At 55.6% G+C, this 20989-nt stretch carries 23 protein-coding genes and 1 pseudogene; 8 read left to right on the top strand and 16 right to left on the bottom strand.

Features of this window, described 5'->3' with window-relative positions; genetic code table 11:
• The first annotated feature begins 87 nt into the window (after positions 1–87).
• The 3 genes from AC2FLU_RS00925 (at position 88) to AC2FLU_RS00915 (ending at position 2590) form a co-directional block, all read left to right on the top strand.
• A complete protein-coding gene (locus AC2FLU_RS00925; protein ID WP_480520674.1) occupies positions 88–1173 on the top strand; it encodes a hypothetical protein in 1086 nt (361 codons plus the stop codon).
• A 154-nt stretch (positions 1174–1327) separates the two neighbouring features.
• On the top strand, positions 1328–2269 hold the full coding sequence (locus tag AC2FLU_RS00920; RefSeq protein WP_480520676.1) for a fatty acid desaturase family protein: 942 nt from the start codon (positions 1328–1330) through the stop codon (positions 2267–2269).
• Between the two features lie 3 nt (positions 2270–2272).
• Positions 2273–2590, top strand: coding sequence for a non-heme iron oxygenase ferredoxin subunit (locus AC2FLU_RS00915; RefSeq protein WP_480520678.1), 318 nt, complete (start codon positions 2273–2275; stop codon positions 2588–2590).
• 12 nt (positions 2591–2602) lie between these two features.
• Here AC2FLU_RS00915 and AC2FLU_RS00910 read toward each other — a convergent pair whose 3' ends face one another.
• The 5 genes from AC2FLU_RS00910 to AC2FLU_RS00890 all read right to left on the bottom strand — a co-directional run bounded on the left by AC2FLU_RS00910 (position 2603) and on the right by AC2FLU_RS00890 (position 6633).
• Positions 2603–3124, bottom strand: a complete 522-nt coding sequence (locus AC2FLU_RS00910; protein ID WP_496809305.1) for a glutathione S-transferase N-terminal domain-containing protein — start codon at positions 3122–3124, stop codon at positions 2603–2605.
• 110 nt (positions 3125–3234) lie between these two features.
• Positions 3235–4116, bottom strand: a complete 882-nt coding sequence (locus tag AC2FLU_RS00905; RefSeq protein ID WP_480496294.1) for an amino acid ABC transporter permease — start codon at positions 4114–4116, stop codon at positions 3235–3237.
• A gap of 55 nt (positions 4117–4171) precedes the next feature.
• Positions 4172–5005, bottom strand: coding sequence for a transporter substrate-binding domain-containing protein (locus tag AC2FLU_RS00900; protein WP_480478031.1), 834 nt, complete (start codon positions 5003–5005; stop codon positions 4172–4174).
• Positions 5006–5041: 36 nt separating this feature from the next.
• Positions 5042–5884 carry an amino acid ABC transporter permease gene (locus tag AC2FLU_RS00895; RefSeq protein WP_496716074.1) on the bottom strand — a complete coding sequence of 281 codons (843 nt, stop codon included), beginning with the start codon at positions 5882–5884 and terminating at the stop codon, positions 5042–5044.
• Between the two features lie 2 nt (positions 5885–5886).
• Complete coding sequence (locus AC2FLU_RS00890; protein WP_480478035.1) at positions 5887–6633, bottom strand: amino acid ABC transporter ATP-binding protein; 747 nt, start codon at positions 6631–6633, stop codon at positions 5887–5889.
• 316 nt (positions 6634–6949) lie between these two features.
• On the opposite strand from AC2FLU_RS00890, the gene AC2FLU_RS00885 reads away from it, so the two are divergent.
• The 3 genes from AC2FLU_RS00885 to AC2FLU_RS00875 are packed head-to-tail and all read left to right on the top strand — an operon-like array spanning position 6950 to position 9540.
• Positions 6950–7528, top strand: coding sequence for a carboxymuconolactone decarboxylase family protein (locus AC2FLU_RS00885; protein ID WP_496809269.1), 579 nt, complete (start codon positions 6950–6952; stop codon positions 7526–7528).
• A gap of 11 nt (positions 7529–7539) precedes the next feature.
• The gene (locus tag AC2FLU_RS00880) at positions 7540–8127 is read left to right on the top strand and encodes a helix-turn-helix domain-containing protein (protein ID WP_480478040.1); all 588 of its coding nucleotides are present in this window, start codon (positions 7540–7542) and stop codon (positions 8125–8127) included.
• Positions 8128–8139: 12 nt separating this feature from the next.
• Positions 8140–9540 (top strand): MATE family efflux transporter, encoded by a 1401-nt coding sequence (locus AC2FLU_RS00875; RefSeq protein WP_496809268.1) that lies wholly within the window; start codon positions 8140–8142, stop codon positions 9538–9540.
• A 16-nt stretch (positions 9541–9556) separates the two neighbouring features.
• On the opposite strand, the gene AC2FLU_RS00870 is transcribed toward AC2FLU_RS00875, so the two are convergent.
• From AC2FLU_RS00870 to AC2FLU_RS00855, 4 genes are all read right to left on the bottom strand, one after another.
• Positions 9557–9703, bottom strand: a complete 147-nt coding sequence (locus AC2FLU_RS00870; RefSeq protein ID WP_480520684.1) for a hypothetical protein — start codon at positions 9701–9703, stop codon at positions 9557–9559.
• A 40-nt stretch (positions 9704–9743) separates the two neighbouring features.
• The gene (locus AC2FLU_RS00865) at positions 9744–10427 is read right to left on the bottom strand and encodes an IS6 family transposase (RefSeq protein ID WP_496809267.1); all 684 of its coding nucleotides are present in this window, start codon (positions 10425–10427) and stop codon (positions 9744–9746) included.
• 195 nt (positions 10428–10622) lie between these two features.
• The gene (locus tag AC2FLU_RS00860) at positions 10623–10817 is read right to left on the bottom strand and encodes a DUF1059 domain-containing protein (protein ID WP_480556068.1); all 195 of its coding nucleotides are present in this window, start codon (positions 10815–10817) and stop codon (positions 10623–10625) included.
• A gap of 25 nt (positions 10818–10842) precedes the next feature.
• Positions 10843–11256, bottom strand: coding sequence for a GFA family protein (locus AC2FLU_RS00855; protein WP_480556067.1), 414 nt, complete (start codon positions 11254–11256; stop codon positions 10843–10845).
• A gap of 123 nt (positions 11257–11379) precedes the next feature.
• Between AC2FLU_RS00855 and AC2FLU_RS00850 the strand changes: the two genes are divergently transcribed.
• Positions 11380–12243 (top strand): LysR family transcriptional regulator, encoded by an 864-nt coding sequence (locus tag AC2FLU_RS00850; RefSeq protein WP_496809265.1) that lies wholly within the window; start codon positions 11380–11382, stop codon positions 12241–12243.
• 215 nt (positions 12244–12458) lie between these two features.
• On the opposite strand, the pseudogene AC2FLU_RS00845 reads toward AC2FLU_RS00850, so the two are convergent.
• The 7 genes and pseudogenes from AC2FLU_RS00845 to AC2FLU_RS00815 form a co-directional block, all read right to left on the bottom strand.
• Positions 12459–13168: pseudogene (locus AC2FLU_RS00845) on the bottom strand (IS6 family transposase).
• Between the two features lie 46 nt (positions 13169–13214).
• Positions 13215–14840 (bottom strand): ABC transporter substrate-binding protein, encoded by a 1626-nt coding sequence (locus tag AC2FLU_RS00840; protein WP_496809264.1) that lies wholly within the window; start codon positions 14838–14840, stop codon positions 13215–13217.
• Between the two features lie 26 nt (positions 14841–14866).
• The gene (locus tag AC2FLU_RS00835) at positions 14867–16294 is read right to left on the bottom strand and encodes an aldehyde dehydrogenase family protein (protein WP_496809263.1); all 1428 of its coding nucleotides are present in this window, start codon (positions 16292–16294) and stop codon (positions 14867–14869) included.
• A gap of 8 nt (positions 16295–16302) precedes the next feature.
• Positions 16303–17238 carry a sterol desaturase family protein gene (locus AC2FLU_RS00830; protein ID WP_480521487.1) on the bottom strand — a complete coding sequence of 312 codons (936 nt, stop codon included), beginning with the start codon at positions 17236–17238 and terminating at the stop codon, positions 16303–16305.
• Between the two features lie 95 nt (positions 17239–17333).
• Positions 17334–18176 carry a 3-methyl-2-oxobutanoate hydroxymethyltransferase gene (locus AC2FLU_RS00825; protein WP_480521485.1) on the bottom strand — a complete coding sequence of 281 codons (843 nt, stop codon included), beginning with the start codon at positions 18174–18176 and terminating at the stop codon, positions 17334–17336.
• 5 nt (positions 18177–18181) lie between these two features.
• Positions 18182–18781 carry an HD domain-containing protein gene (locus tag AC2FLU_RS00820; protein ID WP_496809261.1) on the bottom strand — a complete coding sequence of 200 codons (600 nt, stop codon included), beginning with the start codon at positions 18779–18781 and terminating at the stop codon, positions 18182–18184.
• A gap of 66 nt (positions 18782–18847) precedes the next feature.
• Positions 18848–19816, bottom strand: coding sequence for an NAD(P)-dependent oxidoreductase (locus AC2FLU_RS00815; protein ID WP_496809260.1), 969 nt, complete (start codon positions 19814–19816; stop codon positions 18848–18850).
• Positions 19817–19922: 106 nt separating this feature from the next.
• On the opposite strand from AC2FLU_RS00815, the gene AC2FLU_RS00810 reads away from it, so the two are divergent.
• Entirely contained in the window at positions 19923–20816 is an 894-nt protein-coding gene (locus AC2FLU_RS00810; RefSeq protein WP_480521479.1) for a LysR family transcriptional regulator, read from the top strand.
• The last annotated feature ends 173 nt before the right edge of the window (positions 20817–20989 follow it).

Here is a 20989-nt window from a genome sequence, read left to right as displayed (position 1 = left end):
CCTAATGTCAGACATAATCACTTTCAAATAGATTAGGCGCATGGTGCAGGCCTAATCTGTACGGGCTTGAATCCGTAGGAAACGCGAATGTCGGACATCACACCCGAGCGCGGCGCGCGAAATCTTTTGACGAACTGCGCTCACGCAGCGGCGGGTGACCGACTTCTGATCGCTTACGAACCCCCCGAGTTTGGTTATTTTGACGCGGACAGTGTCAAGATCGTATCGGACGTCGCGCAATCCATGGGGTTGTCGGTTGATGCAGTGGATGTAGGATTCAATCCGGACAATCCTCACCTGTCCCCGGATCTTCTGGCGCGGTTCGAAGCAGCCGAGATAATCCTCTTTCTTGCCCGTCTTGGGGATCAACTACGGTTTTCGGAGATGCCCCGGGGCAAAAAAATCATCGTCAGCTTTGCGCTGAACCGTGAGCTGTTCGGGTCGGGCTTTTCCAACGGGCACCATGATGCCTTTCTCGACATCAAGGCGGCGATCAATGCCGTCCTGAACGAGGCAACCGATGTGCGGGTCACCTGCCCTCTGGGCACGGCCTTTCAGGGGAAGCCGAAGATGAACCTTGATCCGGCGGGCGATACGTCGATCCTGAGATTCCCCATGTCAGTTTTCACGCCAGTCCCGGCGCACAGTTTTTCAGGACGTGTGGCGCTGAAGTTTCTAACCGGAACCGGATCAAGATACTATGAAGACTATACGATCGAGTTCGACAGCCCGGTGTTTGCGTCACTTGAGAACGGGCGCCTGACCGGGTTCACGGGCGAGCCCACCGATGTCGCCCGGGCCGAAGTACAATATGACCGGGTCGCGGGCCAGTTCGGTATTGACCGAAATTTCGTGCATTCATGGCATGCTGGCATTCATCCGGGCTGCGGATACCCTTGGGATATGCGCGAGAATTTCGAACGCTGGGGCGGATCTGCTTTTGGCAATCCGCGTATCCTGCACTTCCACACTTGCGGCGCATATGCTCCCGGAGAAATCAGCTGGAACGTGTTTGATCCGACAATCAAGATCGATGGTGTGACCTATTGGGAAGATGGGGTTTTTCATGCTGACCGCCTGCCCGGCGGAGCTTCCATTCTGGACAAACACCCCTGTGCGGCAGCACTGTTTGCCGACCCCGATCCGGATATCGGCCTTCGCCGAACCGGCTGATCATTCAAGCTTGATCGAACGCGTGCCATCACGCTAATCTGGTAGCAATAGAGTCCACCCGACAGGACCCTATGGTGCGGAGCACTCCCGTCTCCGGTGCCGGAAAATGCGATGAGGGCGCGGCCCCCGCACCGGCAAATTGTGTGGAACTCACATGTCACAAGCAATCGTAACGCCCCTGTCTCAGGCATTGGCCGAAGGCAAGCTCACGCGTGAAGAGCTGAAAGGTTTCATGCAACGGTCTAACGGTCCCGGCTTATGCCATCTGGCGCTTTGGGTTCTGGTGCTGGCCTGCACGACCACCCTTGTTACTCTGGCATGGAACAACTGGCTGATATGGCCTGCAATGTTACTCCAGGGCATCGTTCTGGTACACCACTTCTCGCTGCAGCATGAATGCGTGCACTATACCGTATTCCGTACAAGGTGGCTGAATGATCTGGTTGGTCAGATCTGCGGCCTGATCATTATCCTGCCGCATCGGTTCTTTCGCTATGAACATTGCGATCACCACACTTATACGCAACTGACCGGGGACGACCCTGAACTGATCCCATTGCCCGAGACGTTGAGGGAGTACCTTATGTACCTGTCCGCCCTGCCCTACTGGCGCGGTAAATTCACGGAACTGTTTCGCCATGCCAGCGGCAACCTCAGCGAGACCGAGCTGCGATTCATCCCGAAAGTGGAACATCAGGCGGTGTATCGCGATGCGCGCAGAATGCTGGCCATCTATACGGCCATCTTTCTGGGCATGGCCATCATCGGCTGGTGGGGACTGATCTGGTACTGGATAATCCCTTTGTTTTTGGGTGAGCCTGTGATGCGCTTTATCCGGATGACCGAACATGTCGGACGCCCCACCGTGGCGCAGATGTCCGAAAATACGCGCACCAATCTGGTATCCGCCCCCTGGTCCTTTTTGTGCTGGAACATGAACTACCACGCAGAGCATCACTACGTGGCCTCAGTTCCTTTCCACGCGTTACCTCGCCTTCATGAGAAGCTGAAAGACCACATTCATGTTGAGCCTGGGGGGTATCTGGCCGCCCATCGCGAGATCTTGAGGCAGATCCGGCAGAAGGCGGAGGCGTAACTCATGGCGGATGAAAAACCCTGGAAAGACGTGATCGAGACAACTCGGCTGGAAAAGAACTGGGTCACACGGGTCGAGATCGGCTCACGTATCCTGGCGGTCTACGACACTCCCGGCGGCGTCTATGCCTCGTTGGCACTTTGCAATCATGGCGGTGCTGATCTGTGTGACGGGTATTTTGATGGCTACGTCATCGAGTGCCCTTTGCATCAGGGCGCATTCGATGTGCGTGACGGACATGCGGTTTCGGCCCCTGCGACACGACCAATGAAGGTATTCGAAACCCGCATCAAAAACGGCATGGTGCAGATTAGGGCGTAGCCCCGAACAGTCCTAGTCCGGTGCCGGCAACCCCGGCATCAGGATATATCCCGACGGAGCTTCAACACGCGCGATCCACGAACGGACTGCCGGGTAAGGAGCCAGCGATAACTTTCCCTGATAAGCCAGTGCTTTGTAGGGGTAACAGGCCAGATCGGCGATCGTAGGACGATCACATGCCAGCCAGCGTCGTCGTGACAGGTGCTGCTCCATATTCTGCAGGGATTTCTGCCCAAGTGCCTGTGGCCCGGTCAAATCGATGTCGCGTTCAAACAGAACAATCGCGCGGGCCGTTGCAACGCCGTGGAAAATCTCGTTTACCGAATAGGACAGCCATTGCTGTATGTCCCCATGCTCTTCTGGCGAATCCGGCGCCCAATCTGCAGCGCCATACTTCTGTGCCAGATACATCATGATTGCGGTGCTGTCGCGCAGGGTAAAGCCGTTGTCGTCCAGCACCGGGACCTTGTTTAGCTGGTTGACCTGCAAGAATGTAACCTGGTTCTGATCTCCGCTCAGCAGGTTGACATTGATGATTTGATGAATTGATGATCCAGCCGCAGCATGGACAGCAGCAGCCGAGCTTTATGGCAACTGCCCGAGAACCGGAAATCATATATCCGCATTGCCCCGGGCCGTTCGCGTCAGCGCCTGTCTGACCGCTTTTCAAGTCGTGCAAACAATCGGCTGAGGCCGAAACACACAACAAAATAGAACCCGGCCGTGGTGATCCACGCCTCAAAGATCATGCGGGACGAGGCCACAAGCTCGACTGTTTTGTAGGTCAGTTCCTGCACCGAGATCAGCGACAGGATCGAGCTATCCTTGATCAGCGAGATGAATTGGTTTGCCAGCGGTGGCACCACTTTCTTCAACGCCTGCGGCAGAATCACGTAACGCATCTCCTGTAGTTTGCTCATACCAATCGAGCGCGCCGCTTCGCGCTGGCCTTTCGGGATCGACTGGATACCAGCCCGGACAATCTCGCCGACAAAGGCGCTTTCAAACAGGGCCAGAACGATGACACCAGAAACCAGTGAGGGAAAACGGCGCATTTCGCCGAAAAAGAAGGTCCAGATATCTTTGTCCTCTTGCCGCGCTATACCACGAGCCCAACGTTCGAGGTTGAGCGCGTCAATCAGTTGTTGTGACAGGAAGAAAAAGAAAATGAAAACGACCACAACCGGCGGCACGTTGCGGAGAAATTCAAGATACGTCCGTGCCAGCATCCGGATCGTCAGGTTTGCTGAACACCGCGCAACCCCCAGAATGGTGCCAAGCAACAAGGCCAGAATGCCCGAGTAAATACTGATACGGACTGTCGCCATAAGCCCCTGCAGAAACAGGTTCGCGAAATACTCTTCGCGGCCCGAATGCCAGCCAACGACATAGCCCGGGATCAATTCCCAGCGCCATTTGTAGTTCAGCGTGCCTTCGATCGACAGCCAGATATACCCGAAGAAAGCGATCAGAGTCACCACGATCAGATAATCTGGCCATCTCAGTTTCTTCAGGAAATCTTGCACCGGGATTGCTCCGCCTCAGGGTCGGGGGCGGCAATGCCGCCGCCCTTTGTTTTAGTCACTGAGCAACCTGGTCGGCCCACTCTTCTGTTGCGAACCAATAATTGTGACGCTCTTCCAGCCAACCCGAACGCCATTGCTGAGCAATCCAATTGTTGAAGAAGTTCAATGCATCCGGATCACCTTTGCGCATAGCAAAGGCTTCGCCACGCGGATCAAACAGATCGCCTTCCATCACGCGCAGAGTTTCAGGATTACGCCCTGCTTCCCGGTTGGGCGTAGGCTGTGAAGCCATTGTTGCGTGTGCATTTCCGTTAAGAACTTCTTGCGTCGACGCGCCATCTTCATCAAATAGCAACAAGTTTGCTTCCGGGAAGTTTTCCGCGATCACGACAGCGGGCGTTGCACCGCGACGGGCTGCGAACGTCACGTCTGCAGAATTCAGATCAGCCTGAGTCATTCCATCTGTCAGTTCCTTATTTACCAAGATGGCCAGACCGGAAAAAGCATATGGATCGGTAAAGTTGACAGTCAGGTTTCGCTGCGGCGTCACAGACATGCCCGAGATGATCACGTCGAAATTGCCCGAAACCAGCGCCGGAATGATACCGTCCCATGCGGTGGGAACAAATTCAACTTCGACCCCCATGTCTTCGGCCAGCTTGCGACCGACATCCAGTTCGAAACCGATCAGGTCACCGTTCTTGTCGCGCATCGACCACGGTACGAATAGCGACAGCCCAATGCGGATCACTCCATCCTGCTTGATGGTTTCAATCACACTTTCGCTGGACAGGTTCTGCGTTGTGCTTTGCGCCCAACCTGATGTTGCGACGCCTGTTGCAACGACCGCGCTCAGCGCCGCCCCCAACATTCTGCGAGAAAGCTTCATCTTGGTTCTCCTTGTTGTCCGACATAGTTTTCAGTTTTATTGGTCGACGGCATATTTCTTCTCCAGGTGGGTTACGCCAATCGACAGGATCAGGGTCACCACCAGATAGACCAGTGCAATGGTGAACCAGATTTCGAAACTCATGTAGGTATCGGATATGATGTTGCGTCCAAACGTGGTCAGTTCAGCCACCGCGATCACGCTTACAATCGCTGAGGATTTGATCAGGTGAACTACCTCACCGGTCATCGGTGGCAGCATGAACCGTACTGATTGCGGCAAAATGATATAGCGATAGGTCTGATACGGTGTCATCCCGATGGATTTTGCCGCCTCCCACTGACCCGTGGGAATTGCGTTGATACCAGCGCGGAAAATCTCGGAAATCAGGGCCGAATGAAAAACGGCAAGTGTCAGGATACTTGCCGTGTATCGGTCAAACCCAAAGATCGGCCCGAGCACATAATAGAAAAGATAAAGCAGAACCAGCAGCGGAATATTGCGGATCAGTTCCAGGTACCCCACGGCAACCGCTGACCCGATGACCAACCCCGATAGCCGCAACAGAGCCACCAAAAGGCCTATCGCCGTTGCCAGAAAAAAGGCGGTCACCGACAGTTGGATGGTGGCTACAAGCCCAATTGGGATTTCACCCCATTCAAACCCGACCTCGGTATTGCGGTACAGGAATTGCGGCACACGATACCATTGCCAGTTATAACCCATACTCTGCGCCCCAGCGTAAGCGCCATAGGCGATTAGACCAACAATAATGGAATAAATGACAACGGAAATCAGGACCGAGTCGAAAAACCGCTTGTGAAACGGTGGCTTTGGCAACGGCTGGCCCTTTGGCCCGGATATGCCCAGATCGCTCACGTTCAATGCGCCAGAATCTGATCCAGGAACAGGCGGCACCGTTCGCTGGAAGGGTTGGTAAAGAACTGTTCAGGCGGCGATATCTCGACGATCCGACCCGCCTCCATAAAGACCATCGTGTCTGCGACCTTGCGGGCAAACCCCATTTCGTGGGTAACCACAACCATGGTCATGCCGGTTTCGGCCAACTCGACCATCACGTCCAGAACTTCGTTGATCATTTCCGGATCGAGCGCCGAGGTCGGCTCGTCAAACAGCATGATCCGGGTTTCCATGCACAAAGAACGCGCAATCGCCACGCGCTGCTGCTGACCGCCAGACAATTGTGCCGGATATTTGTCGGCCTGTTCCGGAATATGCACGCGCTCAAGATAATTTCGCGCGGTCTCTTCGGCCTGTACCTTTGAAACTTTGCGCACTTTCATTGGGCCGATCATAAGATTTTCCAGCACAGTCAAATGCGGAAACAGATTGAACTGCTGAAAAACCATCCCAACTTCCTGGCGCAGTTCGCGTATCTCCTTGGCCCCCTCGTAAACTTCGATACCATCTATCACCAAACGGCCCGAATTGTGCCACTCCAGACCATTGAAACAACGGATCAGTGTGGACTTTCCCGAACCAGAGGGTCCGCAGATCACTACTTTTTCACCCTGATGAACCGTCAAACTAACGTCTTTCAGCGCATGGAACGTGCCATAATACTTGTCCAGATTGGTCACTTCAATCATCGGAGTGGCGTGTGTCATGTCGCGCCTGTCATGGTTCGGGACACCATACCTGGCAGTCTTTTGCGGTGAAAATTGCGCCGTGATTTCTCAGTTGGCCTCTCCGAAACCGTAGCGCGCGCGGGCCGACAAAGGGCGGTAGCGAAACCGTCCTGAAAGCTAGTGCCAGATTGGCGCTTTGACTGAGTGAGGCAGTCGGGCAAGGCCTGAGAATCCTTAAATCTGTTGCGCGCTAATTAATATGGTTGCTTAATATGCAATACTCGTCAATAAAAAACTCAGCGCGCCGTACAACACGACCCATAATTTGTGCTGACGACTAAGGAAGGAACCAAAAATGTCTGCCTGGATCAGGATGATATCTGACGAAGACGCCGACGAGCATCTGAAGGCCACTCTGGATCTGGCCCGGACGCCACATGGCACAGTGGACAACGTCATGCGTGTTCATTCCCTGCGCCCCAACACAATGAAGGGGCACGTGATTTTGTACCGGGCCTGCCTGCATGATGAGGCAAACACGGTTCCGATGTGGTTTCAGGAAGTCATCAGTTCCTATGTATCCACCCTCAACACTTGCACCTATTCTTACGCCAACCACTGGTCCAACGCCCGACATCTAATTGATGATGACGCCCGCGCCGACCAGATTGAGGCGGCGCTCAAGGCGCATCGTCCGCAGGATGCCTTTGACGGCGCCCATCTTGCCGCGCTGACCTACGCAGAAAAACTGACGCTGACACCGGGTACGATGGTCGATTCTGATGTGGCCGGGCTAAAAGAGACTGGTTGGGATGATGGTGAGATACTCGAAATCAATCAGATCGTCGGCTATTTCAACTACGTGAACCGCTTGTTGAACGGGCTTGGCGTGACCACGGACGGAGATGTTGTGGGCTATTACGGCAGCGAGTGATGGGAGAAGCCATGCAGGGAGACCCGCCGGGAAGACAGATCGACCGCGCAATTGGAGCATCGCTGAAAGAGCTGCGCCAAAGCCGAAAGCAATCGGCCCGCCGACTGGCCGAGCAATCGGGTATTTCCGCCGCAATGGTCAGCCGTATCGAAAACGGGCTTGTCTCTCCTTCGATCGACACCCTGGCTGCGCTGGCCGAAGCGCTTGAAGTCCCGATTGTGTCACTGTTCCGCGAAGCCCGCACCGATCACACCGACTATACGCTCGTCCGCCACGGCGAAGGCTTGAAATCCACCCGTATCGCCGCAGGCCATAGCCATGAATATGTCAATCTGGCATTGCATTCACGCAAGGACCTGCGTTTTCAAGCCCGGCGCGTAACCCTTCTGCGCGAGGGTGGTCATCCTCCGACTTATGTCGGTCACGGCGTAGTTTTTGTTCAGGCGCTCGAAGGTGAGGCGGTCTATCGGTATGGCGAGGCCCGGTTCAAGCTGACCGCAGGCGACACGATCAGCGTCGACGCTGAACTGAACCACGGCTTCGAAGAGGTTCTGACCCCGGAATTCGTCTTTCTGACTGTTCAGGCCGAGCGCCCGTGATGCCTGCGTGACATGGCTCAGCCAGTCGATCTTGACCTGACCCGAGGGTCTATTCCGGCACATTTCCGGACACTGGCAGTGCCTGCTGCAATCGGAATGCTGTTCAACACGCTCTATAATGTCGTGGACATCTTTTTTGCCGGGCTGTTGTCGACAAGCGCACAGGCCGGGCTGGCCCTTGGGTTTCAGGCCTTCTTTATAACTTTGTCTGTTGGGGTTGGTCTTGGAGCCGCCATGAGCGCCCTTGTCGGCAACGCACTGGGGGCAGGCAACCACCGCATGGCCCGGCGATTGGTGGCGCAGGGTCTGACATATGGTTTTATCGCCGCCGGGCTTCTGGCATTGTCAGGCCTCTGGTACGGCCCCGCGCTGATACATCTTGTATCCGACCCCGGCGAATACCGTGATGCGGGGCTACGCTATTTCTATTGGCTTCTTCTGGCACTGCCCGGATTTCTGTTGGCTCATGGGTGCAACGGAATCCTCCAGGCTCATGGGGATGCGGTATCAATGCAGCGCGCCCTGATCGTGGCCTTCTTCGCCAATATCGCCCTGAATCCTCTGCTTATTTTTGGCATCCCCGGGCTGATTCCGGGGATCGGTTTTGACGGGTTGGCCATTTCTACCGTTATCAGTCAAACCGGTGTCATGATCTACATGATCCGGCAGGTGCTGCGACGACGCCGGATGCAGCGAATGCGGATCGCCTATTTCGCCCCGCGCCTGAATCGCTTTACCGTGATTTCCGTTCAGGTCCTGCCAACGGCGGTGTCTTTCATGGTGATGCTGCTTTCAGGATTTGTCATGCAGTTTGCCCTGAAAATATTCGGGGAACATGCCATTGCAGGCTTCGGGGTCGCCATTCGGCTGGAGCAAATTCTGCTTTTACCTGTGCTGGGTGTTACCGGCGCTGTGCTGCCAATCGCATCGCGGAATTTCGGCGCCCGGGATTTTCAGCGCGTGCGGGCGGCCCTGTTTTATTGCTGGAAAGTCGGATTTATCATGACGGCGATGGCCATCCCAATCCTGTGGGGCCTGAGCCCGCATCTGATGCGCCTGTTTACCACCGACCCCGAAGTCGTCCGAGTAGGCGTCAGCTATCTGCGCGTCGACAGCCTGATTCTGCCGTTTTACATGATGCTCTTTTCCATCAATTCGCTGCTTCAGGCCCTCAAAAGACCCATCTGGACGGTCTGGATCAGCCTCTACCGCCAGGGCTTCGGGGTCGCATTCTTTGTCTGGGTCTTCGTCGGCCTGTGGCATTTCAACGAGATCGGTGTCTGGTTCGGAACGGCTACCGCAGTCGTCACGGGTTGGATCATCGCAATTCTGACGGCGAGTCACGTGGCACGGCATGAAATGGGCGGGTTATGGGTTTCGCGTCACCAGGACTTAAATCGAATCCAAAACTGATCCCGCCGCAAATCTCCTACCGCAGCCGCAATCCGGTTTCCGGATCAAACAGCATCGCACGCTCGGGCCGGATCGAGATGCCGATTTTCTCACCTTTCCGACTGCGCTGATCTTCGCGCTCTTCTACGATCAGTTTATCGCCATTGGGTGGGTAGTGTCGCAAACTTTTGGAACGACGAAAGCCAGCGATATGCTAGACGCAGTTATCCTGCGATCTCAGCAAACAACCGAAAGCCGGAAGTCGTATCACTAGAGAATTGCTGCTTCCGGGTCATGTTGGCGACCTCGATGCCGTCCAAAGTGGCGGAAGCGGATTCGAACGACTTAAACCCACACATGTGCCGAACACGCCGCTTTATGAACCGATGATCCTGTTCGATCATGTTGTTCAAAAATTTGGACCTGATCGTCTGTACTTTGGCTGGGCAACCGAACCGCTTCAGGATCCTGTTCACTTCTCGAATGCCAGCTGCATTTGCGCCACTTTTGTCGATGACGATTTTGTTTGGGATCCCGTTGGACGACAGTGCTTTGGCAAAGAACCTGGTTGCTGCTGGACGATTTCGTCGCTCAGACAGCATGAAATCAAGGGTGTTTCCCGCTTTGTCGACCGCTCGAAAAAGATACATCCACTTGCCGCGCACGCGGAGATAGGTTTCGTCCATGCGCCAGGAACTCAGCGTTGGTCGCTTCTTCGATTGCGCGCTCGCGGCGATCATCGGCGAATACTTAACGACCCACCTGTTGAGAGTGGCGTGGTCCGCCTGCACGCCGCGTTCGGCCATGATCTCTTCCAAATCACGATACGACACTGTGTACCGCAAATAGAAATACACAGCGTAAAGAACTGCATCCTTGGGAAAGTGGCAGCCTTTCAGAGAGATCATACTTAAAAACTGTTCGAAAACTATTCGACGGGAACAGACTACTAAACTTGAGTGCTCGTCAATCTCAGTTCAAAATTTTCGACACAACCAAAGAGTCCGGTTAACCCACAGAAACCACCCTAGAGGTTTAATCTTTGGGTCGGCTTGGCAACGCTTGCCCATCCGTCAAAAAGAATTGCCCAACTAGGTCAGTTGTCATTTGGACGTTATCAATGTGCTCAGATAATCACGCGTTTCATTGTCCCACGAACTGGGGTTTTCCCCATGCGCGATGACGGCGTGAAGCTCCATCAGCTTCCAGACCTCATCCTTCGAACCGGCGGTGACCTCGCCGGGGCAGGTCTCCATGCCCTCGCAATCACGGCAGGCGTATGTGTAGGCTTCGCTCATAGTGTCCCTTTCTTGGTTGGTCGCATCAAAACTCCTGGAACGTCGGCAACCCATCGGCGAGCTTGATCCATGGCTGCTGATGCGAGACAAAGACGTGCGACTTCGGTTCGACCTCCGATGGGTCGTCGAGAGTGGCGGCAGCAAACCAAGCGTCAGAACTCCAATCTTGACCGTCCACCTCACCTTCTGCGGCATAGGTCAGTGTTGTCCCGCAATCGCCACAAAAGCCTCGGCGAACTCCGGGGGTCTTCTCGATCGTTTTGATGGTACCGCTGGTGACTTCGAAATTCTTCGCGGCCACTTTTGCCCAAGTCACGAAGGCGCCACCAAGCGCCAACTGGCAGGACCGGCAATGACAATGCGCTGACCATTCCGGCCGACCGGAAATCTCGTATCGTACGGCGCGGCAATAGCATCCACCCTTTAGCTTTTCCATCATCCTATCCTCCAACTGCACTGCCCCAATGATAGGCATATTGCTAAATTTTTGACTTCATGCGACTCATTAATCCTGTCGTAACATTAGAAAATCTATTATATGGATTGGTTGAGACTCCCGCCATTGAACAGCCTGCGCGCCTTTGCTGCCGTAGCTACTGCAGGCAGCTATGCAGGTGCCGCAGACCACCTGAACGTTACACAGGCCGCTGTTAGCCAGCAGGTCAAAGCGCTCGAAAACCGAATTGGTATTGCGTTAGTCCATCGGGTCGGTCGCGGCATTGAGCTGACGCGTTCAGGCGCCCGATTAGCACGAGATCTGGAAGCAGGCTTCGATATCATCAGCCGCGGCGTGGAGCGCATAAGTGAAGAAGCCGCACTCCGGCCGGTACAAGTGACTATGCCACCAGCCTTCGCTGTTGAGTGGCTCATGCCGAGGGTCGGCGAGTTCCAGCGGGCGAATCCAGAAATCACCCTGATGCTCAATCCGACGTCACAGATCGTTGAGCTCAGGCCGGGTGGGATCGACGTCGCCATAAGGTATCGTGATCAAAGGCGAGCCGAGCCGGATGTCGAGGCTGTCCTCAAGACAGACATGGTTGTCATCGGTGCGCCATCGCTGATCGAGGCACGTGATCTTTCAGACTACAAGTCGCTTGCCGACCTACCTTGGCTGCAGGAATTAGGGACTAACGAGGCGGCGGAGTGGTTCACTTTTCATGGCATCGTCCTAAAGCGACCTTTGGCGATTAACCACATGCCGGGCAACCTGATCATGCCAGCGGTCCGACGCGGCGATGGCATCACCTATACTGCCCGCGCCTTTTTTACGGAAGACATCGCGACTGGCCGGATCGCTGTGCTCGCTTCTGAGACGCTCTTTGGTGTCTACCACATCGAAACCTCGCCAGGACAGCAACGCCCCGAAGTGCAGGCATTCATCAAGTGGCTCCGCTCGAAAGCCGAAGTCATTACAGTGTCGGACTGAAGTCGCCTGAGCTTTACGAGCGAACGGCTGCTCCGGGCTCTCACCACGGTTTCGCCGCTTTTCGCATGAGCGTCGGCTCGACGATACCCAAGGGCTGCTAATCCGATTTGCCTAAAAAACTTCGAAGAATTAGTCGCAGCATCGGACGGCTGGTCTCGGTGGGGCATTGTCAGGTTGTTTTTTGCGCCGGGCAAGAGCGGGGTGGAGTGCTGGATTCAAGCGGCCAAGTCGTTTGCATATTCGGTCCAAAGCTCGAAGGCATCGGTTCGGGCGTGGCGGTAGGAACCGGCTGAAAGACGGTGGCGTTTGGGGCGGAATAGTGCGGCGGTTTGATCGTGGACCGACAAGAACCGTTGTGCCTTACCGGACGACTTAAACCAGCCCATTATTTTCTCTCGCCGTCGCGTATGTCTGTGTGAAGCCTCGACGCGATTGTTTAACCCCTTGTGCTGGCGATGCTCAATCCCTGGGGCCAGTTCCGCTATTGCCGCCCCGTAGGAGCGCAGCTTGTCGGTGATAATTACCCTTGGTCGGCCCCAAACCTTGAATAGTTTCCTGAAAAAGCGCTTTGCGGCAGCTTTGTTCCGGCGGGATTGAATCAAAACGTCCAGAAGTCACCGTTGGCATCAACCGCGCGCCAGAGCCAGTGTTTACGCCCTTTGATTGGCACCACGACCTCATCGAGATGCCATTTACAAGCAGGAAGCGGTCGATCCCGTCGGACCTTTACGGCAAACTGAGCCCCAAAGCGTGCCACCCAGTCCCGGACAGTTTCGTAAGAAACCGCGATCCCGCGAGAGGCCAAAGGATCCTCAACATCACGCAGGCTGAGTGCAAACCAATGGTACGCCCAGACCGCGCAGCCAATGACCGAGCGCGGGAAACGAAAACCCTTGAGGCGGGAAAGATCACACAGATTCAACATGGCAGCGCGCTACAACGACGAGACCGCTTCAACAACCTGACAATGCCTACTGTTCCAACCAAACGTTGTCGAAGCGTGCCTCGAACTGCTGGTGCCGCTCATAGCCCTTCAACTCCGGAACATGGTGCAGGTACTGACTCTGCCAGAAAGGCTGAATGATGGCGCCGCTGTTTCGCAGGATTTTCTGCATCTCTGCCATCAGAGGCCGACGTTTCTCAGGATCGGCAATCCCGACCGCCTCGTTCAGTATTGCATCGAAATCCGCATCGCTGAAACCGGATTCATTCCAAGGTTCTCCGGACCTGTAGGCCAAACCGTATATCTGGACTCCGAGCGGGCGGGCACCCCAATTGGTTGTCGAGAACGGATACTTGGTCCAGTCATTCCAAAAAGTCGCGCCGGGAATGATCTTTCGTTTCACGTTGATACCGGCATCACGAAGCTGCGCCGCAATCGCATCAGTCGTGGTTTGCCGCCAGTCACCATCCAACGAGATCAACTCAAACTCCGTATCGGCGTGGCCGGCGGCGTCAAGCAGTTCCGTGGCCTTGGTTGGGTTGAACTCGGGCTTGCTGATTTCCGCGTATTCCGGATGAAAGGGCGCACAATGATGGTTTTCAGCGACGACGCCGGTATTGTTGATGCCTAGTTCCAACACGACATTGTTGTCCACCGCCGTTTGAATGGCGCGCCGAACATCGGCATTGTCATAAGGGGCGCTGTCAGCGCGCATGCGGGCAACGATGGTGTTTGCGGTCGCCTTTTCTTTCCGCACCAAGCCAAGCCCGTCCAGGACTTCGACGAAATCGGCAGACGTATTGTCGTTGACATGGATTTCACCAGCCTCGAATGCAGCGACGATTGCCGAAGGATCGGTGCCATAATCGACGAATTCAATTCCGGCGAGATGAGCCTGACCACCCCACCAACCGTTATCCCGCCGTTTAAACACAGCCTTTTCCCCAACCATGTGGGACACTAATTCGAACGGTCCCGTGCCGATAGGCGTATCCACGATACTGCCCGAGAAACTTGGATGGACCAACAGCGCGGGATGATCAGCCATCGCCGCGATCAGCGTGATATCGGGGCGGGGCAGATTAAGGCGCACGGTGTATTCATCAACTTTCTCGATGACACCTGTGCCCGCCCTTTGCGTTTCTTCGTCGATAAGGCTGGCAAAACGGGATGCCATTGCGTTGCCTTCGGCGGACTTGTCACACCAGCGTTCGATATTGAAGACTACATCATCGGCAGTGAACGGGTCGCCGTTGTTCCAGATCGCGTCTTGTCGCAGGTTTAGCGTATAAGTTTTAGCATCATCGCTAACCTCCCAGCTTGCCAACAATACACCGCCAAAGCTGTAGTCGAGTTCCCAGCGCACCAGAGGCTCAAGGAACTGGCGGCTTACGTTGTTGGCTTGGTCCCAATCCTGAAAGCGCGGCTCAGTCAGAGCAAGAACCCGCATCTCGATTTTCGCAACGCCGCCCTTTTGCGGAATGCCGGTTGCCGCCTGCGCCGGGGCACTCATTCCCAGCAAGCCATAAGCTGTTGCTGCGCTGGCCCCAAATGTACTGGCCGTCGCAATGAATTCGCGGCGGCTCATTTCACCGCGGCGCACAGCGTCCGCCATTTTGGCCACTATCGGGCGGGTTTCACGGGATTCGTTCATTTGGTATCCTCCCTGGATATTGCGCCTCACCCAAAGTGAAGCGTCTTGATTTCCTGATAGTCTTCAAGCCCGAACATCCCGCCCTCTCGGCCGTTGCCCGATTGCTTGTATCCACCAAAGGGCGAGCCATAATTGAAACCCCCGCCATTGATATGGATGGCGCCGGCCCTTAGCCGGGCGGCAACACGCTCGGCACGGTCCGGATCACCGGTTTGCAGATATGCGGCCAGACCGTAGGGCGTGTCATTGGCGATGCGGATCGCATCCTCTTCATCCTCAAAGGGGATGATCACCAGCACCGGGCCAAAGATTTCCTGCCGGGCGATGGCCATATCATTGGTGACATCGGCAAATACTGTGGGCCGCACATACCACCCCCGATCAAACCCGCCAGGGCGACCGGGCCCGCCAGCCAACAGGGTCGCTCCTTCGGCAATGCCCGTTTCGATCATGTCCTGCACCCGGTCAAACTGAATCCGGTCAAACAATGGTCCGATATGATCGCCTTCCTGCACCGGATCGCCGACCATTTGCCCCTCGGCGGCGGATTTTGCGAACTCCAGCACACGATCATAGCAATGGCGCTCGACCAGCATCCGGGTGGGCGCATCACAGCTTTGACCGGTGTTGTACATGCATTCCAAAACTGATGCTGTGACCCGCTCGTTCAGATCGTCGCCGCAATCGGCAAAGACTAGATTGGGAGATTTTCCGCCCAGTTCCAGTGTCACCCGTTTGATCGTATCGGCGGCATCTTTGGTCACAGCAATCCCGGCGCGCGTCGATCCGGTGAATGACATCATGTCCACATCGGGGTGGCGCGAAAGGCCCGATCCAATTTTCTCCCCGTCACCATGGATCAGGTTGAACACACCAAGAGGAAACCCTGCGTCATGGATCATCTGTGCGTAAACAGTGGCAGAAAGAGGGGTGTGTTCCGAAGGTTTCAGAACGCAGGTACAGCCGACCGCCAGCGCAGGAAGCACCTTGAGGGCGATCTGATTGATTGGCCAATTCCAGGGTGTGATCAATCCGCAAACGCCGATGGGTTCGCGCACCAAAACGTCCCCATTGGTCAAGACCTCACGCAGATCTTGTGCCTTCAGTGCCTCTAGAATGCCCCGCAGATGCCCGATACCGGTATCTGCCTGGGCGTCGCGCGACATTGTGATCGGTGCGCCCATTTCCGCACTCATCGCCTGCGCCATATCTTCGCGCCGGGATTCACTGATCTGCAGCAATCGTTCCAGGAGTGCATACCGCTCGTCACGCGAGGTTCGTGAATAGCCTTCGAACGCTGCGCGCGCGGCGGCCACTGCCCTGTTCAGATCATGCTCGTTCCCCAGATAGACCGTCCCGATCCGCTCTTCTGTGGCCGGATTCAGAACAGGAAATGCGCACGTAGAAAGTGGGGTGACCCAGTCGCCGTTGATATAGTAATTCTCTGGTGTCATGAAGTTGCTCATTTCGCGTGCATTTTCCGTTTGCGGTCGCGCGTGACGCGCGTCGCGTCTTCGGACCCGTCGTGATAGGTGCCGAACCACTTATCCCACGGCATTTCAGAGTTGCCGTAGTTGCACTCGTAGTAACGGTGATGCAGCTGATGAAAGAACGACCCGATATCCAGCCGCTCCTTGTTCTTGACAAACAGCGTCTCGTATCCGGCATGCGCCGAGATTGCGCCCAGAACCAGCCAGTACAGCAGGAACATCAGATGCACCGGATGGGCCGGGATAACCAACAGGATCAGCACCGAGCTGATATAGAGAAGCTGCTCCAAAGGGTGCATCGACATGCCCGACCACGACGTCGTGTTGACATTGCGGTGGTGGATCGAATGGACATGCCGGTAGAGCGGTGGCCAGTGGATCGCCCGGTGAATGACATAGAAATGAAAGCTCTGCCAAACTGCCAGAGCCGGGAACAGCAGCACAAAATAAATCGGGTGATCCCAGAAATTCACCGGCGCAACCCAGCCATTGGTAATGGCCATGCGCATACCGATCTCAAAGCCGCACATGATCGGGACACCGTAGGCCAGCGCATAAAACATGTTGTCGCGCAGCTGATAGTCGAATTTGTACAATGCGTTCTTGCGCGGCAGTATCGGGCGCGGATCATACTTGAACCGGTTGCCTTGCCCTTTGCGGATATAAAGCCACCAGTGCAAACCACCCGCCACCGCAATCACCGCCAGATAGTTGCGCAGGACAACCCAGGCCGCCCACCCAAAACCGAACGAGGTCTGATCCGGAGCAACTGGCTGCAGCCAATATGCAACCACGAAGGCAAGCGCGAGATAGATCGCGCGATCCGAGAACTGAAAATAGGTATTCCACAGCCATTTCAACAGCTTCATCGGTTTCGGAGGCCAATCCCAATAGGGTGCATACTTCACGGGCAAGTCCGGATGGTAGTGCCATTCGCAGCTCATGGAGGCCGGTTCTGCGTCTTGAGGCTGGTGCGCTGTGTCGGACATCAGATCAAACTTTCTCAGGTTTCAGCAGAAAGCGCTTCCAGCGCCTCGCAGAGTTTCGTTAGTTCCCCGTCTATCATCGCAATCGAATGGGCGGCGTCGGGGAAGGATCCATCCTGCACCGCGTAGCGAAACGCCGTGAGACCCTTGTGTTTTTCGGCCTGTAGTTGTTTGCGGATCGGTGCCATGTTGGCAAATGCCTTGGCATGGCGTGGCGGGTTGTCGATGTCGCCGCAGATGTCTTCCTGAAACATGAAAATCACATCAGCGGCCCCACCGGACCCGATGGAATGGGTGACGAGCCCGGTTCTGGGGCTGAGCTCGGCAATCACCTCATGCGCGACACATTCCAGTTCAACGGCATAGGCACCCGCATTTTCGAGCCGCCGCATCGCATGGTGCAGGCTCAATGCCTCGTCGGCTGTGCGCCCATAAGCTCTTAAACCGCCGATCATGGTGGACAGTCTCGGCACAAGGCCAAGATGGCCCTGTACAGCCAGTCCCTCTTTGGCCAGCATTTCTACAACATCAAGCGAACGTATCGTATACACAGCATCCGCACCCGCTTCGGCGGCCTTGATCGCCGCCCGCAGTATTTCGTCATGGGTTGCGAAATCCGTTGCGGGCAGGCAGGCGGTAATGAACGTGTTCGGAGCGCCTGCACGGATCTCAGTTACGTCGGAGTCCAAAATCGACAGGTGGTCGATGCCCGCCGCTTGCGCCGCGCGGGCCTCTTCCTGATCATAGGAGGTGGTTTGCGTAAACTTGCGTGCGCCCTTGCCGGCGACAAAATCCGCTACCGTGTGGTTGCGCAACGCTTCGTGCCCGCCATAGGTGTATATGCGTCTGGACTTGACCATGCCTGTTACACCGCAACCGGTTCATCCGCAGTCTCATTCAGCTCCATATGCCCTTCGCCCTTGGACAGAATACGGCGCAGCATTGGCTCGAAGAATTCCAGCGGTTTTGTTGGGTAATCCGGATCAAAGGCGCATTGGTCATATTCATGACAGAAGTACCGGCAGTCTTCCCAATAGGGGCTGTCCTTGTACTTGTCGCGCGCGTTCCGGTCCCCGCCCAGATAGTGATTGTAATAATACCCCTGGAAAACGCAGTGATGTTTCAGGATCCAGTATGTCCGCTCGCTGACATAGGGTTTCATCATCGCTGCAGACAGTTCGCCGTGGTTGTAGGGTGACAGGATATCGCCGGTGTCGTGCACCAAAGCAGCAACCACGATTTCCTCGTCTGCGCCGTCCTCATAGGCGCGGGTCGCGGCCTGCAAGCTGTGTTGATAGCGGTTGACGGGGTAAGGGGTCCACTCTTCGTCCAGCGACCGGAGCGCGTCCAGTATCTGGTCTGGCAGGGCCGCGTTGTAGGTGTCCTCATAGTCCATCACCGCCAGAAAATCTTCTTTGGTGGCATTTCCGAAACTGGTCCAGCTGGATTTATGCGACTTATCCATGGCTATGCCCTTTCCAATTTTGAGTTTGGCGACCGAAGGGGGAGAAGCTTCGGTCGCCAGCGCAGATCACTCGTAAGAGGCGCGGTGTTTCACCACGACTTCGGCACCTGCGCCTTCGGGTTCGTGATCGACCAGATATTCCGGGAAACCGGGCGCGCGCAGGTCGGTGCCGCAATCATCCTCAAGCCGTTTGACCACCTGGCTGGACCACACGCGCGGGCCATAGCGTTTCAGCCCGTCCTCCATCGCGGCCACACAGACCGGCGACAGCTCGACCGGAACGCCGTATGACTTGGCCAGATCGTCAAACAGGGTCACATCCTTGACCTCATGATCCATGGTGAAGTTGATGTTGTAACTGCCGTTCAGGATCAGTTGGCCTTCAGTTTCATGCACAAAGGAATTGCCGGAGCTCACCCGGATCGCGTCAAAGGCCACGGCCAGATCAATGCCTGCCTTTTTGGCGACCATAAAGGCCTCACCGGTGGAGACCAGCTGCACGCCCGCCAGGTAGTTGGTGATCACTTTCAGCACCGAGGCCGACCCCAGCTTGCCCGTATGCACGATCTGACGGCCCATGGTCGACAACAGCGGCAGCACCTGTTCAAACGCCTCGCGTTTGCCGCCGGTAAAGATGGCGATATTGCCGGTTGAGGCACGATGGCAGCCGCCGGAAACGGGGCTGTCCATCGCGATACCGCCTTTGGCCTCAACCAAGGCCCCCAGACGTTGCACGTCTTCGGCTTCGGTGGTGGACATCTCCAGCCAGATCTTGCCCTTTGAGATGCCTTCCAACACGCCGTTTTCTTCTTCCAGCACCTTGGCGGAAACCACGGGTGACGGCAGGCAAGTGATGATCACATCGCAGGCTTCGGCCAACGCGCGGCCGCTTTCAGCCCAGATCGCTCCCTGATCCAGAAGGGGTTGAGCCGCAGCTTGATCCGAGTCGCGGACGATGACGTCAAACCCGTTGCGCAACAGACTGCCCGACAGTTTTGCCCCTACGTTTCCCAAACCGATAAATCCGACGCGCATTCTTGATTCTTTCTTGAACGTGACAGTTCTCTTGACGATGCGGGGCAATTGGGTATCAGTCAAAAGAACTCTTTGTGCCCTAAGGGGTCTAAAAATTGGAGGCTATATGTCTGACACCAGAACCAGCTTGCCGCCACTTCCCGCACTGCAGGCTTTCGAAGCTGCGGCCCGGCATGAGAACTTCATGGCCGCGGCTGAGGAATTGAACCTTTCTCAATCTGCAATAAGCCACCGCGTAAGAGCGTTGGAGGCCCATCTGGGCTATGCGCTGTTCGTGCGCTTGCCGCGAGGGCTGAGATTGACTGAAAACGGAAAGGCGTACTTGCCTTCAATTCGACGTGCGTTTGCGGAAATAATGGGATCAACTACCAGCATTTTCGGCCTTCGACAGCCGACCCGGCTATCAGTTCGCGCTCCATTGTCGTACTCAGCGATCTGGGTGTCGAACATTGTTCAGGAGTTCTCCCGTGAGTTTCCAAACATCGAAATCCGAATGAGTTCTTCCGTTTGGGCTGATAATCAGGCGGACGAAGCGGATATAGAACTGCGCCTAGGGCATGGGAATTGGCCGGGCTACAGAGCCGAACTGCTGTTTCATGATGATCTCGTTCCCTTGTGTTCTCCCAAGACTCGGGAAACAATGCCAACGCTAGTAACTGCTGAAGATCTTGCAGTTAGACCTCTCGTTCATATCGTTGGTATCGAGGATCAATGGGGGGACTTTTTTCGTAGCCACCTATTGGGAGAACGGCCAAAAGCGCACAAAAACCGGATATCCACTGATAGTTCTGTTGCGGCAGCAGTCATTGCCTCGCATGGCCCGCACATATGCTTGCTGGCTGAGAGATTTGCGGCGTTCTTTGTCGAAACCGGGCTTCTTGTGCAGCTGTCAAACCTGACAATCACGTCCAGGCAGGGGCTGTATCTGGTAACCCCAGACGCCAACAAAGCGCTTGTCCCCGAAGTTGAACTGTTTCGAAAATATCTGCGGAACTGCTAGTAGTTCTGCCCAGCCTCGATAGAGAAATAAGTGCGAAACAAAACATCCAACTATTTGAGCGGAGTGTCTGCTTTGTCCCGCGTCTCGTTTCTCCGAGACCGCGTTGCACGAATAGCGCTTGGGCCGCATTTGCCCCTTTCCCCGGTTCGTTATGCGACACGTTCATAGGTCGC

This window comes from Ruegeria sp. SAZD013, assembly GCF_059612525.1.
This window is presented reverse-complemented; position numbering and strand designations above follow the sequence as displayed.